Here is a 16,863-nt window from a genome sequence, read left to right on the forward strand (position 1 = left end):
AGAGATACCTCTTCGCTTTTTTGTTGGGCATCTGCCAAAAGCATTGAGGGGTTTCGGCATATTTTTCATATTTTTGAAAAAAATAAACATTCTATGTCTTTTTTCTCGAAGCCTTCATCTTATATTATTGTAATCGCACTTTTTGTCAGTTCGTGTTTATCAACCAATATCCCGACAGTCTCAACCAACTATATCAAGGGTTTTCCCGAGGGCTTTGAAGATATATCAAAAGGCAATTATTCAGAAGGCTATGTCGAACTAAGCGGTGGTAGCTGGTATTTTGAAGATGCGCTCATAGGTGGAACTGCCAACGATATAAAAAATGGCTCAAAAGCTATCCGAATCAGAGAAAAGGGTCTTGTAAGAATGAATTATGATGTTATCGGAGTAAAAGACATAAAAATCAGTTATGCTGCCTACGACGGCGACGGCGACAGCCAATGGGAAGTTCGTTACTCAAAAAATAGCGGCTCAAGCTGGACACGCCTCGGTCAGAGTGTCAAAACTAGCGGTAACAAGCTCGGAATCATTACTTTTTCTGTGAATGAAGCCGGACAAATCCGTTTTGAAATCAGGAAGATTTCAGGCGGAAGTAACCGACTAAACCTCGATGACATTACCCTTATTGGACTAGGCAAAGGTACCGTAAGCCCTAATACAACCACCGCCACCCGTGACGACAACATGGCACTTGGCAACCCAAGTAATGCCTCAACGCGCGAAGAAGCTAACTACCTGATGGTTAAACCACAGTATACCCTCTCTTATAACCGAACCCGAAGCACTGCTAACTGGGTAAGCTGGCACCTGAGTGCCGCTTGGAAAGGGCCTGTGCAACGGTCAGACAACTTCAGGCCCGACAACTCTCTGCCCAATAACTGGTATAAGGTACAAAGCAGCGACTACCTGAACTCTGGTTTCGACCGTGGGCATTTATGCCCTTCCGACGACCGCGATGCTAGCGTGGAAGATAACGAAGCTACTTTTCTTTTAACGAATATTGTTCCACAAGCCCCTAACAACAATAGAGGAGCATGGGCCGACCTCGAAGCCTATTGCCGCAAAATAGCCGAAGCTGGTAACGAACTCTACATTGTAGCGGGGGTTTACGGTAAAGCTGGTATTGGTTCAAATGGCGGCAAGAGTTTCACGCTCGACAACGGTAAGATTGTTGTACCGGAATCGCTCTGGAAAGTAATTGTTATTTTACCTGTTGGGGCTAATGATGTTAGCCGTGTTAACGAGCAAACACGTGTAATAGCCGTAAATATTCCGAACAAACAAACTATTCTTGACACAAAATGGGGCGAATACCGCTTGAGCGTATCAGACCTTGAAAAAATAACAGGCTATGACTTTCTTTCGAATGTACCAAGCACTATTCAGAAAACGTTAGAATCAAGAATGGATGATGGCCCTACGGTAAAAGTATCGGTTATCAGACAATAACAACTTTAACACCCATTTAACACCAACTAACTTAACTATGATGAAAAACTTCTACTTTACTGTGCTGTTTATGCTGACAGGCATGGCGGGTTTGGCTCAGGTTGTTGAGTCGTCGAACCTGCCACTAGTCTACATTAACACGGGCGAGGCCTTTATTCTGGATGACCACAAAATAAAAGCCGATATGAAAATTATCTATAACGGCCCGGGCAAACGTAACAAACCCTCCGACGCTCCGAATCATTATAATGGTTCTATTGGTATCGAAACCAGAGGGTCATCGTCACAGATGTTTCCTAAAAAAAGTTTTGGCATTGAACTCTGGGACGATAAAGGTAAATCAAAAGATGCCAGTATTTTTGGTATGCCCGAAGAATCGGACTGGATACTTTTTGCTTCTTATAACGAAAAAAGTCTTATGCACAACGTGCTAACCATGAAACTAGCCCGCGACATGGGCATTTATGCCAGCCGCACGCAGTATGTAGAGCTTTTTCTGAACGGGGCGTATCAGGGAGTATATGTTTTTATGGAAAAAGTGAAACGAGCCGAAGGACGTGTGAACATATCAAAACTGAAAGAAACAGACCTCAAAGGCGATGACCTGACAGGCGGTTATATATTCAAGGTAGATAAAACCACAGGTACAAATATAGGCGGGTGGTCGTCGCAATACACGAACAATGCACCAGCTACTAACAAAACATTTTACTTGTACGAAGCACCAAAGAGTATTACTCCCGAACAAAAAACTTATATAAGCAATTATGTTGGGCAAGCTGAGGCAAGCCTGAAAAGTAATAATTTTCAAGATAAAGACAATGGCTTTCGTAAGTATTTCGATACACAATCGTTTATTAAGTTATTCCTGACGAACGAGATTTCAAAAAATGTAGATGGCTACCGCATAAGTACTTTCTTCTACAAAGATAAAGACAGCAAAGGCGGTAAAATTAAGGCTGGCCCACCTTGGGACTACGACCTGTCTTATGGAAACGCGAACTATTGTGATGGAGACAGTTACAAAGGTTTTTCGTACAAATTCAATAATATTTGCCCAACCGATGGCTATCAGGTGCCTTTCTGGTGGGAACGTATGATGGAAGATACTGCCTTTGTACGCCAACTTGGCGAAGAGTACAGTTTCCAGCGCAAACAGGGGGCTTTTCAGCTTGACCGTATTAACAAACAGATTGATAGTCTTTACAAGGAATTGCAGGAAGCCGCACCACGTAATTTCCAGAAATGGCCTATACTGGGTATTTACGTGTGGCCGCAGCCCAACCCTATTTCACAGTCATGGGTAGGCGAAGTAGAAGAACTTAAACTATTTGTTGCCAACAGGCTTGCTTGGCTCGATGCTAACATTAAAACCCCAGCCGACCTGAAAATTACGGCAAACGAGCCTGAGGTGGCTAAAGTTTTATCAATGGAGGCCTTCCCAAATCCGTTTCTGGACCGAATACAGGTTAATATCTATGCCCCAAAAACCGAAAGGGCTACTTTATCGCTCTTTGATACGCAAGGCAGGCTACTCTGGCGAATGCAGGAAACCTTACAAACCGGCGAAAACACCGTTACAATTCAGGTTCCGGCAGAGCTTCACCTGAGCCATGTAAATCTGCTCAGGCTAGAGGCAAATGGCAGGCAGATTGTCAGAAAGATGCTGAAACAGTAGTTTATTCAGCCGGAAGAATCATATATGTATGTGGGATGCCATCCTCAATGTAATGATTGCCCGTAGGCTGAAAACCTAGCGACTGATAAAAATCTTCGAGGTATCGTTGCGCTCCAATTTTAATGGGTACACGGCCAAATAGCCTGTTTATTTCCTCAATCGATTTTTGCATCAGGATACGCCCTACACCTTTACCCCGAGCTTTAGGTGAACTAACCACCCGCCCGATAGAGGCGTATCCTTCATAATAAACTCCATACGCAAACAAGCGTGTATACGCCAGAAGATTATGAGCATCATCAAGCAACATAAAATGATAAGCCTGTTGGTCTTTACCGTCGGCATCCTGAAACGGACAGTTTTGCTCCACAATAAATACTTCTTGCCTTAGTGCCAGTATTTCATAAAGTTCGTTCAGGCTCAGGTCATTAAACGGAACGCACTTAACGGTGCTCAACAATTCAGGCATAAGTTTTTGAATTATTTTTTAAATTTTAGAAAAAAATGCTGCTCAATTTACATACACATCTCTTGAAAAAACAAGATGAAGAACAGATTATTTTCAATGAAATTATACCTGATACAGAAGAGGCTCTTGAAAATCTGGAACTAACACCCTCGCCACAATGGCTTTCGGTAGGCATACATCCGTGGTATATCAGCCCTACGCAAGCCAGCCTTCAACTAAAAAAGCTAGGCGAAGTGGTGCAAAATGAGCAAGTTAAACTTATTGGCGAATGTGGTCTCGACCGTATGAAAGGAGCAGCGATGCCCTTGCAGGAAGAAATATTTATCAAACAGATACGTCTGGCAGAAGACCTGCGCAAGCCATTGGTTATCCATTGTGTGCGGTGCTTTAACGAATTACTATCTATCAAGAAAATTGTTCGGCCAAAAGTTCCAATGGTAGTGCATGGCTTTAATAACAACATTATAATAGCCCGACAATTGCTCGAAAAAGGCTTTTATCTGTCTTTAGGAGCAGCTATCTTACGCACCGATTCCAATGCGTATAAGGTTTTACAGGAAATACCGCTGGAGCAACTTTTCTTTGAAACTGATGACTCCGACATACCGTTGATAAACATCTATGAACAAGCCTCGGCTACTAAAAACATCGCTATCGAAAAACTTGCTGAACAAATCCAACATAACTACCTCAATATGGTAGTATAGTGGCTAAGCCATTTGCAATATTACCTTCTGACAAGGTATGGTAATGCAATAAAAAAGCCTCCCGATTTGAGAGGCCTTCCATTCAAATATCAGACTAAATAACTACTGATACTCATAATATCGGCAAATACGCCCGAAGCTGTTACTTCTGCACCCGCACCCGGCCCTTTAATAACCAACGGATTATGTTTATATCGTTCGGTTGTGAAAGACACAATGTTCTCAGAACCCGACAGGTTAAAAAACGGATGTGTACGGTCGACAGTCTTTAGAGCTATTACTACTTTATCTTCATCTAGTGTAGCTATGTAACGTAATACTTCCCCTTTGGCTTCTGCTTCGGCCAGTAAAGTTTCAAAACGATGATTATCTTTTTCCAGTTCAACAAAAAACTCTTCAACCGTTTTGGCATTCAGGCAGGCATCATTCAGCAGATTAATAATTTTTACATCTTCAGGCTCCAATTTCAAACCACATTCTCGTGACAGAATCAATATCTTACGGGCTACATCTTGCCCGCTCAGGTCGTCACGTGGGTCTGGCTCGGTATAACCTTTGGCTTTTGCTTCGCGCACTACATCCACGAACTTCTCCCCTACTTTAAAATTATTAAAGATATACGCTAAGGTTCCTGACAGAACCGCTTCAATCTTATGAATTTTGTCTCCGCTAGTAATAAGCCCCTGTAAAGTATTAATAATAGGAAGCCCAGCCCCTACATTGGTTTCATACAGAAATTTGACCCCGTGTTTCTGTGCCGCTTTTTGCAGCATAAAATACTGCTCAAAACGACCCGAATTGGCCACTTTGTTTGGCGTAACAATAGATACACTGGCACTTAACAACGAGTAATAGTATTGCACAATATTTTTATCGGCTGTGCAATCAACAAATACGCTGTAAGGCATATTTAAATCCTGCACATCTGAAATAAAAGAGCCAATATTGGCAATTTCGCCTTTATCTGCCAAGTCTTCTTTCCAAGTATCAAGGCTAATACCTCCCTCCTCGATCAGCATTTTTCTGGTATTTGTTATACCTACCAAACGGATATTCAGGTTTTTACGCAATTTCAGGTAATCTTTTTGTTCACGAATCTGGCGTAAAAGTGTACGCCCGATTAAACCCGTGGCCCCTACCAGAAACAAATTGAGTGTGAGGCCATCGACCTGAAAAAAGGTTTCATGAATAGCGTTCAGGGCTTTACCTATATCCTTTTTATAAATTACCACCGAAATATTTAACTCTGACGACCCTTGCGCAGTAGCTACCACATTGATACCGTTCTTGCCAAGAACAGAAAACAACTTACCCGATATACCCGAACTTGCCTTCATGCCTTCGCCTACTACGGCAAGTACCGAAAGGTTTTGTTCTATGGTAATATTATCAAGCAAGCCTTGTGCTATTTCAGTTGCAAAGCCCTCTTCGAGTATTTCTTTTACGCCATAAGCCGATTTAGGGTCAACCGCAAAACAGATTGAGTGTTCAGAAGAAGCCTGCGAAATTAAAATAACACTGATTTTATTTTTGGCCAGAATAGAAAACAACTTGGCCGAAATACCGGCTACGCCTATCATACCGCCACCTTGTACGTTTACAAGAGCGATGTCGTCGATTGACGAAATACCTGTAATCGGGTATTCTTTGGTTTCGGTGGTTTTGCTTATGTAAGTTCCCGGATGCTTATGGTTAAAGGTATTCAGGACTTTGATGGGAATATTTTTGTAAAATGCCGGTGTTAAGCTCGGTGGATAAATAACTTTTGCTCCAAAGTGCGACAACTCCATAGCTTCGGCATAGGTAATAGTCGGAATCGTAAAAGCATTTTTTACTTTACGTGGGTCGGCGGTCATCATCCCGTTTACGTCTGTCCAGATTTCAATGACAGTAGCATTCAGGGCAGCTCCGAAAATAGAGCCTGAGTAGTCGGACCCACCACGACCTAAGGTAGTAGTAACCCCGTCGATAGTGGAGCCAATAAAACCCGTAATACATTGCAGCTTATTGGTTTGTGCAAAATGTTTACGAATCAGTTCATTGGTTAACTCAAAGTTAACATCGGCATGGCTAAACGAGTCGTTGGTTTTAATTACCTTTCTGGCATCCAGAAATTCAGCATCAATCCCTCTGTGTTTTAGGGTTTCTGTAATGATAGTTGTCGAAAGTCTTTCACCAAAACTTACAATGAGGTCGAGTGTTCTTAACGACAATTCTTTAATTAAAGATACGCCTCTTAACAAATCTTCCAGCTCATTAAACAGCCCTTTTACTTTGGCAATAGCACTGCTCTGATTTTTCACATCAATTAGCCCCCTTACAGCATTGAAATGGCGTTCTTCAACCGAACGTAATTGTTCGAGATATTCGAGGTCAGAGTGTGAGGCCATCTTCCCTATTTCAATCAGGCGGTTAGTTACACCACCCATAGCCGAATAAACTGCGGCTATTTTCAGCCCTTCGTCAAGATTCTCTTTGATAATCTGAATTACCTGATTAATACTTTCAACTGTGCCAACTGAGGTTCCCCCAAATTTTAAAACTTTCATTATGCTTTTTATCTAAGAATACTACAATTGAATAGCGGTTGCCTATTCTATATCAAACAAAACTTAAAAAAATACCCCTCTCTTGCTAAGAATGGGGCTAGGGTTGACGAAGTATTTGCAAATATAATCATTTATATACGCATTCAAGAAAATTCGCTATAAAATTGTGTTTTTCAAAGAATCTATCTTATATACTACTTTGCCATTTAGAAGCTTATCTAAATATTTAATAAAAATTTTTGATTATTCAAAATTTATACTGAAATTCGTAACCATAACAATTGTTCAAGAAACTTACTTACATTATCAGTTCAAAATGAATAGTTTATTTAAAGCGTTAAACGACTCTACTCGCCGGGAAATACTGGAAATGTTGAAAGATGGGGATATGACCGCAGGTGATATTGCTGACCGCTTCGACATGACCAAACCTAGTATTTCGCATCATCTGGACTTGCTCAGACAAGCCGACCTTGTGGCTTCTGTAAAAAAAGGGCAGTTTATTTATTACTCTCTTAACATGACTGTCATGGACGAAATTCTGGCGTGGTTTATTCAGTTTAAGCCTACTCCGGCCGAAAAACCAAGAATTCGTCTGCAAGTTAACCCGAAAACAATAACTGAGTAAAAGCAACTATTAACCAGTTGACTATCATGAAACGTAAAGTGTTATTCGAAATGCTCATTATCGGCATTGTATTAGCACCGTTTATCTATTTGCTTATCAGTTGGAATCCTGACGTGATAGCTGTGCAGAGCCGTAGTGTTTTATTATACGCAATATCAGCAGTATTTTTCTACTTTTTGCCTTTGGTCATGCAATACCTTGACAGCCAGAAACCTAATGCCGATTTTCTGATTCGTAGTGATAAACGTATTCGTATCATCTGGTCGTCCTACTTATCGGCTCTTGGTTTTATTTTATTTTACTATATTCTGCATTATTCTGAAGGTGAGAGTATTCCACCTCGCTACTTAGGTGTAGCTTTATCGTTATTTTTATTTGCGAGCGGCAATTTTCAGTCAAATCTGCATCCGTCAAGTGCTTTTGCTGGTAACAACTGGTTTTCAAAAGGCTTTCAGGAAAAAAGCTACCGACAGTTACAGCGTTTTAGCGCACGTTTGTTCTTCTGGGTAGGTATCGCTGGCACTATATTTTTTTTATGCTTCACCGAAAGCCGCCTTGTTTCATGGGGGTTGATATTTATTGGCGCGGTTATCTTCTATGGCATCATTATCCGGTTAATCCGCAATGTTGTAGCTAAATAAGCTAAGCTGGATAAACCTCCTGATAAAGTTTAATAGTTTCAACAGCTTCTTTTACATCGTGTACCCGCAAAATATTTGCTCCATTCATGAGGGCTACCATATTAAGTGCGGTTGTTCCGTTAAGGGCTTCGTCGGCAGTAATACCAAGAGTACGCCAAATCATTGATTTTCGAGAAATACCTACCAGAAGTGGCAGTTCAAGCACCTGAAAAGCACTCAGGTTACGCATCAGTTCAAAGCCCTGTTTCGGGTTTTTCGCAAACCCAAAACCCGGGTCAATGAGTATATCTTTCACACCTGCCTGTTGTAGTCTGAAAACCTTACTTTGTAATTCGCTGATAATATCTACCGGTAGGTTGTTATATTGGTTCAGAGAAGTCATGGTTTCGGGAGTTCCTCTGCTATGCATTAAAACATAAGGTACTTCTAAAGCTGCAACTACCTGAAACATATTTTGGTCCAGATTCCCTCCGGCTATATCATTTACAATACCTGCTCCTGCTTTAACTGCTGCTTGCGCTACTTCGCTCCGAAAAGTATCTATCGATATAATAGTTTCAGGAAAATGCTTTGTAATAGCTTCTATGACAGGTAATATGCGGTCGTTTTCTTCAGCAACACTGACCTGCGCGGCGTGAGGTCTGGTTGAATAACCTCCTACATCAATAAAAGTGGCTCCCTCGGTGAGCATCTTTCCTACGGTATCTGTTACTTGTGGGATGTTGCTCATGAAACGGCTTCCTTCAAAAAAAGAGTCAGGGGTGATGTTCAGAATCCCCATTACAGTAGGGTCTGACAAATCGACCAGTTTTCCGTTTCTGAGCTTGAGTTGGCAGTTTTTTTTTGTATGCTTTAAATTAGCTGGCATTTGCTTATGGTGTCGAAGTTTTATAGTTTTGCAATAATAGATGTTATTATTTACAATTCCTTAATTTTATCCCGTTCGGGAATGCGTGCATGAACCAAACCGAAATCGAATATCGACACATCATAAAAATTTGTCAAGACCTTTTTGAGAAAAAGAATAAAGACTATGGAACTTCGTGGAGAATCCTTCGGCTTCCTAGTATAACCGACCAGATTTTTATTAAGGCGCAACGCATCAGAACTATTCAGGAAAAAGGTTTCAGCAAGGTAGATGAAGGAGAAGTGCCCGAGTTTATTGGCATTATAAACTATTGTATAATGGCACTTATTCAGCAAAAACTTACTGATAGTACCAGCATTGAGATTCCTTTTAACGAACTTCATGAGTTATATAATCAGGAAATAGACGAAGTAATTGAGTTACTTTTTAATAAAAACCACGATTACGGCGAAGCATGGCGCGATATGCGTGTAAGCTCCATGACCGACATTATACTCATGAAGCTATTCAGAATTAAACAAATAGAAGACAATCAGGGCAAAACCATTGTTTCAGAAGGTATAAAATCGGGGTATCAGGATATTATTAATTATGCTGTTTTTTGTTTAATCAAACTCGGCCAAGCCCAGTCGCAACAATAAATTAACACTTAACAAGTGGTTAACATCTAATCTTTTGAGTTGAATATATATTTGTAGAGTTTTCGCTCAATCAAACATTACCTTATTCTTTTATGAAAATATTTGCACAAATTGCGCGCATCGTTGTAGGTGTTATATTTATTTTTTCCGGTTTTGTTAAAGTAGTTGACCCCGTTGGTACAGGTATCAAACTGGAAGAATATTTCGAGGTTTTCTCTCAGGATATTCCTGCCTTGCAAGGTTTCTTCATGTTTTTTGCGCATAATTCGCTTACTTTATCGCTTATCTTCTGTGCGTTAGAGGTTATTCTTGGAGTAGCCACGTTGCTTTCTTACCGCATGAAAATTACCTCATGGCTATTGTTAGGCATTATTGTATTTTTCACATTTCTGACTTTCTATTCGGCTTATTTTAATAAGGTAACTGATTGTGGCTGTTTTGGCGACTTCCTGAAACTAAAGCCGTGGACATCGTTCGAGAAAGATATTTTTCTGACGGTATTCATTCTGATAATTTTTGCTTATCGCCATAAATACAAAGATTCAAATCTCCATGCCGTAATGGCCCTCACTACATTGGTTTCTTTTGGCATTGGCATTTATGCTATTCGTTATTTGCCGCCTATCGATTTCTTACCTTATGCAGTGGGCAAAAGTATCCCTGACCAGATGAAACCTACTGGTATTAAGCCCATTCTGGAATATACTTTCCTGAATAAGAAAACAAAACAAGAGGTAATCTCAAACGAATTTCTGATGGATACTACCACCTATAAGTATGTATCGTCGGTTACGTTGAATGAAGATAAAATAAAACCAAAAATTACTGATTATTTTATTAACGACCCTCAGGGAAACATTTATACCGACTCGTCGTTTATTGGCAATAAATTATTGTTCATTTTTAAAGACATCAAAGATATTGATGCCGACCAATTGGCAGCCATTAAAACATTGGATAAAAGCATTGAAGGTACTAACATACAATCAATGGTACTGACTTCGGCTATTCAGACTGAATTTGAGAAGTTCCGTCAGGAAAATGGCCTTACTATTCCTTATTTTGCGGCTGATGCCACTGTATTAAAAACAATGGCTCGAACAAATCCATGTGTGATTTTGTTACAAAATGGTGTAGTAAAAGGTAAATGGGGGAATCATAGTATTCCTGATAAAGAAGAAATAACTAATCAATTAAAATAAAAATACGCTTATACTGACAGAATGACTACGAATATTTTTCTGGTTGGCATGCCCTCTTCTGGTAAAAGTACCCTTGGCAGGCAATTAGCCAAAAGTTTAGGATATGAATTTATAGACTTAGACGCTCGGATTGAAACTGCAGAAGGAAAAAAGATTTCAGAGATATTTGCCCTAAATGGTGAGGAGTATTTTCGGAAAATTGAAAACCAACAATTGAAAAAAATACAAAAGGATATGCGCCTTGTAGTGGCTACGGGTGGTGGTGTACCTTGCTTTCTGGATGGCTTAGAATACATCAAAGCCAATGGTATCAGTATTTTTCTGGATGTAAAGCCCGATAGACTTCTGGAAAGAATGCAGGTATCGAAGAAAAACGAACGCCCGCTTTATGACCTCGAAAATAAAGACTTGTTGAGTGTTCTGACTGAGAAGTATAACGAACGCCTGCCATTCTACACTCAAGCAGATATTACCATTGAAGGAGATACAGACCCTAATGCCATTTTATGGATAATTGAGGCCGAATTTGCGAAGAAAATTCATTAAAAAAGAAATGACAACTTCCAAAGAGTTGTCATTTCTGTATTTATCTGTATTTCATTAGTTATAATAAAACTCCTTATCAGAAGAATGTTCCGACCGATACCACAAAGTTTGTGGCTTTGCTGGTTAGGCTGGCAGAACCATAGTTCTGAGCATTACTTAATTGATAAGGCGTATAAGCACCTTTAAACTGGTTAAATACCCCTGCCAAATCGATAAAAAACTTACCTGAACGATACCCTAACCCACCCGTGAAAAGCATCTGTGAGCGATTGAGGTTATCAAGTTTTTGTTTGTATGGGTCAGGCATATATTTAGCACCTGCTCTGACACGGATATTCTGGATGCGGTATTCTGCCCCTACTTTTACATTTACTACATCATTATAGGCCGACTGAATACCTCTTTTCTGTGAATCACTCCATGCTTTATCCTGTGAGTCTTTTACACCCATTCCTCTGTATCCTATATATTCGGCATCGGCTGTAATAAAACCTGCTTTATTAGGGAAGAAAAACGTAGCTCCACCACTTGCTTTCAGGGGTGTAGCCAACGAGTAAGTGTAGCTATTCTCATCAGTAGAAACACTTGTTACAGCCGAAGACGGAATAACACCATTACCCGATTTAGGTGATATAGTTATATTGGAGTTATAGATTTCATTGACACTAATCCATGAAGGTGTTGTAACACTAGCACCCAAACTGACGTTTTCAGTAGCTTTGTAAATAGTACCTAACGAGAAGTTTACGCCTGTACCACGTACATAAAGGTTTTCTGAATAATCGAAACCATTAAAAATAACGCCGCTAGGGAATGTCTCGCTATGGGTAGTTACATTTTCATAATTTAACCGAACAAAACCAATACCTAAACCAATGTATGTTTTGTCGTCGAAATTAATACCATAACCCAAATTCCATTGGCTGGTTGAGCCTGTGTTGGAAATATCACCTGTTTGTTCTACCGGTAACGAAGGTTCCAGTTTGCGATATGGTGCGCCACTTCCCGAAACTGGGTCAATCAGATATGCCTGATAGTACATTGCCTCTGAGCTTGAAGCATACCCTGAATTCGGGTCATATTCGTTGTCGAGCGTACCAGAATCGGCTCCACGGCGTGTAGCTTTTTCGGCAAAATAATCCATCATCGAGCTACGTTGGTTTAAGCCTTTGTAGCGGAAGTCGGTCAGGAAGTTATTCTGTTTTGAATATGTAATAGCAAATGCCGAACGTTTTTTTCTTGTTCCTACACCCCCGTTACTGATAATCAGCCCCAACTGCCCAATGCTTGCATTAGAAGTATTTTTATTAAAGGCAGAACCCGCATAGACAGACCCTACATTAATTGAGTTGAATACAGGTGTAATGCTTAGCTCAGAACGATTATAAAAGCCTAGCCCAGCAGGGTTTGTGTAGTTATTAGTAGCATCAGCACCTAACGAAACGTAGCCTCCGCCTAACCCTTGCATACGGGCGGAGCCTGTAATTTTCGACTCTGAGAATTTGAAGGCATCTTCACCATAAAAGTGTCCGCCTAAACTCAACTGTGCTTTAGCTCCGATTCCTCCCATTAGCAGAGAAGTTGTAATCAGAATGCGTGAGATTTTCATTTTATTATAAAACTTTATGATTGAAGAATTGAAACCGGTTTAATATTCCGAGTAGTTGTTTAATCATTCTTCTATATTAAGGGTACAATTACCAAAGCGTTTCTTTTAATAGAAAACCTCGCCAAACAGTTATGATTCAGCGAGGTTTCTGAATATTTGCATTAATTATTATAACGTTTTAACGTTTACTCCTGAGAGCTTAACAAGCAAATAGCATTAATTGTTTAGTGGGGTCAGATATTATTATCTTGGACCACGGCTTCCGCCGCCACCTCCACCGCCTCCGCGTGAGCCACCACCAACGCTACCACCTGAGCTTGAGCTACGGCTACTGCTTCCGCTACTCCAGCTTGAGTTTGATGAAGAACCTCTTGACCAGCTATCTGAACTTCTTGAAGAGCTACCGCTTCCGTTTGACCATGTATTGCCCGAACGAGAAGAGTTTCCTGTTGAAGGACGGCTGTAATCATAAGTTCTTGTGCCACTGCTGCTACCACTACCGCTATCATAACCACCATTTCTGCGTGGGCGAGCATAGTAGGCATCGTTGCTTGAGCTAGAACGCGAGGTGTTGCGGCTGTCGCTGAACGATGAGTTGTCAGAACCATTTCTTCTTGGTGCAGCATAGTAGCCGTCATTACCTGAGTAAGATCTGCTACTTGCGCCTGTATAAGTTCTGGCGTTACCGTCAGCACGGCGGCCACCATCGTTAGTTCTGATAGCAGTGTTATTAAAGCGGTCGTTATAGAAAGCCGATCCTCTACCTCCATCACGTGGGCCATAAGTACGGTTTTTAGCAGCACCAGTTACGCCCGATGTTACGTTGTAGGCATAACCAGGGTATCCGTAGTAACCAGGGTAGTAGCCGCCATAATAAGCATCATAAGGGCTATACCATGAGTTATAGAATGAATATGGGCTATACCACGGGCTGTAAAAAGAACTGTAATAAGGGCTATAAAAACCATTACCCCAGAAAGGGTCATACAAACCACCATAACCAAAACGAGAGCCATAACCGAAACCAAGGCCAAGACCCATGCTAAAAGTTGAGTAACCACCCCAACTGCCAAATGAGTTATACCCAAACGGAGAGTAATAACCAAAACGGCTGAATGGGCTGGCCCAACCTACTGGCTGGCTCCAGGCGTAATCGTTCCAACCTGATTGATAGCCATCAGAGAACCCCGATGAATACCCTGGTTGTGATGAATAAGAACGTTGAACTTTACGTGAGTTCACATAGTTTTCATCGTAATACTCATCTGTACCTTGTGTTTGCACCGAAGAATCATCTCTCTGATAACGTAAGTTATCTTCATAATCAGGGTTCTGATAAATATTCGAAGATTGCGTAGATGTCTTGTAAGTTACCTGTGGAGCATCTTTTGAAGAGCCGTAAAGGTCATCGTAGTCTCCTTTCGTGGCAACTTGTTTCGGACTACAACCCCAAGTACCCAAAAGCACTGCAACCGACAGGTACCTGAAAGATTTGAAAGTAACCATTTTATCTTTGAATTAATTGTGAACTAAAAATAAACTTCTTCTATGTGAATGATGCAAGAGGGCTGAAAAAGGTTGTATGGCTTACGAAAAAAATTAACAAAATTTTTACAGGCACCTGTTTACATCTTATTTTTTGTTTGTTCTGACTTTCTGCTACCGAAAAGTAACGTAATTATCTGTGACAAACTTAATATAAAAACTTATCTTTGCAAGCCAATCTGGATGAAACTTTAATTAAAATTAGCCAAGATTGTGCTTTTCATAGATATTAACGAAAAATCTACTTATTAGATTCATTACAAGTTATAAAGTTTAATTTTTAACAATAATTATGAGTAAAGGTCTTCCAAAACGTAGCGAGAATTATTCGGAGTGGTACAACGAATTAGTTAAAAGAGCCGATCTGGCTGAAAATTCAGCGGTAAGAGGATGTATGGTTATTAAACCTTACGGGTTTTCAATCTGGGAAAAAATGCAACGTGCTTTAGACGATATGTTTAAAGAAACAGGGCATACAAACGCGTATTTCCCGCTTTTTGTACCCAAAAGCCTGTTTGAAGCGGAAGAGAAAAATGCCGAAGGATTTGCCAAAGAATGTGCCGTAGTAACACACTATCGCCTGAAAACTAATCCGGACAAACCCGGTTCGCTTATGGTTGACCCCGAAGCTAAACTGGAGGAAGAACTTGTGGTAAGACCAACCAGCGAAGCAATTATCTGGAACACCTATAAAAACTGGATACAATCTTACAGAGATTTACCTATTCTGATAAATCAATGGGCTAACGTGGTTCGTTGGGAGATGCGTACACGTATGTTTTTACGTACGGCCGAATTTCTATGGCAGGAAGGCCACACAGCACATGCCACCAGTGAGGAAGCAATGGCCGAAACCAAGCAAATGCTTGATGTATATGCCACTTTTGCAGAAGAGTTCATGGCTGTACCAGTTGTAAAAGGGTTTAAATCGGCTAACGAGCGTTTTGCCGGAGCCGAAGAAACTATGTGTATTGAAGCCATGATGCAAGATGGTAAAGCATTGCAGGCTGGTACTTCGCATTTTCTGGGACAAAACTTTGCCAAAGCATTTGATGTAAAATTTCAGTCGAAAGAAGGTAAACTCGAACACGTTTGGGGTACTTCATGGGGTGTAAGTACCCGTTTGATGGGGGCTTTAATTATGGCTCATTCGGACGACAACGGCCTTGTATTGCCACCTAAGCTAGCCCCTATTCATGTAGTAATTGTACCTATCCATAAAGGCGAAGAAGAGTTAGCTACTATCACTGAAACCATCAAGCCTATTATTAAAGAGCTAAAATCGTATGGTATCAGTGTAAAATTTGATGATAGTGATGCCAATCGCCCGGGCTGGAAATTTGCGGAATACGAATTGAAAGGTGTGCCAGTGCGTATGGCTATTGGAATGAGAGACCTGCAAAATGGTGTGATTGAAGTGGCCCGCCGAGATACCTTGAGTAAAGAAACCCGCCCACTCGAAGGCATTGCCCAATACGTAAAAGATTTACTCGAAGAAATCCAGACAAACATTTACCAGAAAGCACTGAATTTCAGAAAAGAAAACTCCATTGAGGTAAATACATGGGCTGAATTTGAAGAACAAATCGAGAAAGGTGGTTTCTTATACTGCCATTGGGATGGTACTTCTGAAACAGAAGAGAAAATAAAAGAATTAACGAAAGCAACTATCCGGTGTATCCCTCTGGATGCCAAGGAAGAAGAAGGCAAATGTATCCTGACAGGTAAGCCATCAACCAAACGAGTAGTTTTTGCGCGGGCCTATTAATACAGGGCTTTGTTGTTGCTTTAACAGCATTCATTTAATAACAATACCACAGAGAAACCTTCTGTGGTATTGTTATATATAATGTAGCCGGTTTTATTGGGCATTTCTTATTTCTGCCAACTTTTTATGAACCTCTTCGTGTTGTGTCAGCAATATGTCTATTTTACGATGCAGGCTTCTGATTTCTTCTTCGGCTTTCTGGTTAATTTTCAAATCTATTTTAGCCCTTTCTCTGTCTTTTTCTTCCTGTCTGTTCTGGCTCATCATAATTACAGGAGCTTGTAAGGCGGCTATACATGACAATATCAGATTTAACAAAATAAATGGATAAGGGTCAAATCCACGATTTCTTAACCAATAAATATTAAAAGAAATCCAGATACCTAAAAAACACATAAATGATAAGATAAAAGTCCAGCTTCCGCCAAAAGTAGCTATTCTATCGGCCATTCTGTCTCCAAAACTTAACGGTTTGTTATCATCTTCAATAAACAATTCTTTTTTCATAACAAAGTTTTAATTTTTGCTCTAAAGTAAAAAATATTTAAATAATAACAGAGAGC

At 40.4% G+C, this 16,863-nt stretch carries 15 protein-coding genes; 9 read left to right on the forward strand and 6 right to left on the reverse strand.

Features of this window, described 5'->3' with window-relative positions:
• The first annotated feature begins 93 nt into the window (after positions 1-93).
• On the forward strand, positions 94-1,449 hold the full coding sequence (locus WAA15_RS20925) for a DNA/RNA non-specific endonuclease (RefSeq protein ID WP_337044791.1): 1,356 nt from the start codon (positions 94-96) through the stop codon (positions 1,447-1,449).
• A 37-nt stretch (positions 1,450-1,486) separates the two neighbouring features.
• Positions 1,487-3,127 (forward strand): CotH kinase family protein, encoded by a 1,641-nt coding sequence (locus tag WAA15_RS20930; RefSeq protein WP_337044792.1) that lies wholly within the window; start codon positions 1,487-1,489, stop codon positions 3,125-3,127.
• A gap of 1 nt (position 3,128) precedes the next feature.
• Here WAA15_RS20930 and WAA15_RS20935 read toward each other — a convergent pair whose 3' ends face one another.
• Positions 3,129-3,596, reverse strand: a complete 468-nt coding sequence (locus tag WAA15_RS20935; RefSeq protein ID WP_337044793.1) for a GNAT family N-acetyltransferase — start codon at positions 3,594-3,596, stop codon at positions 3,129-3,131.
• 62 nt (positions 3,597-3,658) lie between these two features.
• On the opposite strand from WAA15_RS20935, the gene WAA15_RS20940 reads away from it, so the two are divergent.
• Complete coding sequence (locus tag WAA15_RS20940; protein WP_337044794.1) at positions 3,659-4,303, forward strand: TatD family hydrolase; 645 nt, start codon at positions 3,659-3,661, stop codon at positions 4,301-4,303.
• Positions 4,304-4,392: 89 nt separating this feature from the next.
• On the opposite strand, the gene thrA is transcribed toward WAA15_RS20940, so the two are convergent.
• Positions 4,393-6,852, reverse strand: a complete 2,460-nt coding sequence (gene thrA, locus WAA15_RS20945; protein ID WP_337044795.1) for a bifunctional aspartate kinase/homoserine dehydrogenase I — start codon at positions 6,850-6,852, stop codon at positions 4,393-4,395.
• A gap of 316 nt (positions 6,853-7,168) precedes the next feature.
• Between thrA and WAA15_RS20950 the strand changes: the two genes are divergently transcribed.
• Both WAA15_RS20950 and WAA15_RS20955 read left to right on the forward strand, forming a co-directional pair.
• Positions 7,169-7,480: an autorepressor SdpR family transcription factor gene (locus WAA15_RS20950; RefSeq protein ID WP_337044796.1), complete on the forward strand. Its 312-nt coding sequence runs from the start codon at positions 7,169-7,171 to the stop codon at positions 7,478-7,480.
• Between the two features lie 26 nt (positions 7,481-7,506).
• On the forward strand, positions 7,507-8,121 hold the full coding sequence (locus WAA15_RS20955) for a hypothetical protein (RefSeq protein ID WP_337044797.1): 615 nt from the start codon (positions 7,507-7,509) through the stop codon (positions 8,119-8,121).
• A 1-nt stretch (position 8,122) separates the two neighbouring features.
• Here the strand turns inward: WAA15_RS20955 and folP are convergent, their stop codons facing one another.
• Positions 8,123-8,989, reverse strand: coding sequence for a dihydropteroate synthase (gene folP / locus WAA15_RS20960; protein ID WP_337044798.1), 867 nt, complete (start codon positions 8,987-8,989; stop codon positions 8,123-8,125).
• Between the two features lie 89 nt (positions 8,990-9,078).
• On the opposite strand from folP, the gene WAA15_RS20965 reads away from it, so the two are divergent.
• From WAA15_RS20965 to WAA15_RS20975, 3 genes are all read left to right on the forward strand, one after another.
• Positions 9,079-9,630, forward strand: coding sequence for a DUF1599 domain-containing protein (locus tag WAA15_RS20965; RefSeq protein WP_337044799.1), 552 nt, complete (start codon positions 9,079-9,081; stop codon positions 9,628-9,630).
• 92 nt (positions 9,631-9,722) lie between these two features.
• Positions 9,723-10,832 carry a BT_3928 family protein gene (locus WAA15_RS20970; RefSeq protein WP_337044800.1) on the forward strand — a complete coding sequence of 370 codons (1,110 nt, stop codon included), beginning with the start codon at positions 9,723-9,725 and terminating at the stop codon, positions 10,830-10,832.
• A gap of 21 nt (positions 10,833-10,853) precedes the next feature.
• A complete protein-coding gene (locus WAA15_RS20975) occupies positions 10,854-11,378 on the forward strand; it encodes a shikimate kinase (protein ID WP_337044801.1) in 525 nt (174 codons plus the stop codon).
• A 76-nt stretch (positions 11,379-11,454) separates the two neighbouring features.
• Here the strand turns inward: WAA15_RS20975 and WAA15_RS20980 are convergent, their stop codons facing one another.
• Together WAA15_RS20980 and WAA15_RS20985 are read right to left on the reverse strand one after the other, a co-directional pair.
• Entirely contained in the window at positions 11,455-12,987 is a 1,533-nt protein-coding gene (locus WAA15_RS20980) for an OmpP1/FadL family transporter (protein WP_337044802.1), read from the reverse strand.
• 243 nt (positions 12,988-13,230) lie between these two features.
• Entirely contained in the window at positions 13,231-14,493 is a 1,263-nt protein-coding gene (locus WAA15_RS20985; RefSeq protein ID WP_337044804.1) for a hypothetical protein, read from the reverse strand.
• A gap of 331 nt (positions 14,494-14,824) precedes the next feature.
• Between WAA15_RS20985 and proS the strand changes: the two genes are divergently transcribed.
• Positions 14,825-16,300, forward strand: a complete 1,476-nt coding sequence (gene proS / locus WAA15_RS20990) for a proline--tRNA ligase (RefSeq protein WP_337044805.1) — start codon at positions 14,825-14,827, stop codon at positions 16,298-16,300.
• A 93-nt stretch (positions 16,301-16,393) separates the two neighbouring features.
• On the opposite strand, the gene WAA15_RS20995 is transcribed toward proS, so the two are convergent.
• Positions 16,394-16,807 carry a DUF1003 domain-containing protein gene (locus tag WAA15_RS20995; RefSeq protein ID WP_337044806.1) on the reverse strand — a complete coding sequence of 138 codons (414 nt, stop codon included), beginning with the start codon at positions 16,805-16,807 and terminating at the stop codon, positions 16,394-16,396.
• Positions 16,808-16,863 lie beyond the last annotated feature (56 nt).

The sequence above is a fragment of the Emticicia sp. 17c genome (assembly GCF_037153985.1).
Classification (GTDB): domain Bacteria; phylum Bacteroidota; class Bacteroidia; order Cytophagales; family Spirosomataceae; genus Emticicia.

Bases quoted from the DNA above. Each gene is read 5' to 3' on its own strand.
- WAA15_RS20925 (WP_337044791.1), top strand. From the start codon at position 94: ATGTCTTTTTTCTCGAAGCCTTCATCTTATATTATTGTAATCGCACTT.
- WAA15_RS20930 (WP_337044792.1), top strand. From the start codon at position 1,487: ATGATGAAAAACTTCTACTTTACTGTGCTGTTTATGCTGACAGGCATG.
- WAA15_RS20935 (WP_337044793.1), bottom strand. From the start codon at position 3,596: ATGCCTGAATTGTTGAGCACCGTTAAGTGCGTTCCGTTTAATGACCTG.
- thrA (WP_337044795.1), bottom strand. From the start codon at position 6,852: ATGAAAGTTTTAAAATTTGGGGGAACCTCAGTTGGCACAGTTGAAAGT.
- WAA15_RS20950 (WP_337044796.1), top strand. From the start codon at position 7,169: ATGAATAGTTTATTTAAAGCGTTAAACGACTCTACTCGCCGGGAAATA.
- WAA15_RS20955 (WP_337044797.1), top strand. From the start codon at position 7,507: ATGAAACGTAAAGTGTTATTCGAAATGCTCATTATCGGCATTGTATTA.
- folP (WP_337044798.1), bottom strand. From the start codon at position 8,989: ATGCCAGCTAATTTAAAGCATACAAAAAAAAACTGCCAACTCAAGCTC.
- WAA15_RS20965 (WP_337044799.1), top strand. From the start codon at position 9,079: ATGAACCAAACCGAAATCGAATATCGACACATCATAAAAATTTGTCAA.
- WAA15_RS20970 (WP_337044800.1), top strand. From the start codon at position 9,723: ATGAAAATATTTGCACAAATTGCGCGCATCGTTGTAGGTGTTATATTT.
- WAA15_RS20975 (WP_337044801.1), top strand. From the start codon at position 10,854: ATGACTACGAATATTTTTCTGGTTGGCATGCCCTCTTCTGGTAAAAGT.
- WAA15_RS20980 (WP_337044802.1), bottom strand. From the start codon at position 12,987: ATGAAAATCTCACGCATTCTGATTACAACTTCTCTGCTAATGGGAGGA.
- WAA15_RS20985 (WP_337044804.1), bottom strand. From the start codon at position 14,493: ATGGTTACTTTCAAATCTTTCAGGTACCTGTCGGTTGCAGTGCTTTTG.
- proS (WP_337044805.1), top strand. From the start codon at position 14,825: ATGAGTAAAGGTCTTCCAAAACGTAGCGAGAATTATTCGGAGTGGTAC.
- WAA15_RS20995 (WP_337044806.1), bottom strand. From the start codon at position 16,807: ATGAAAAAAGAATTGTTTATTGAAGATGATAACAAACCGTTAAGTTTT.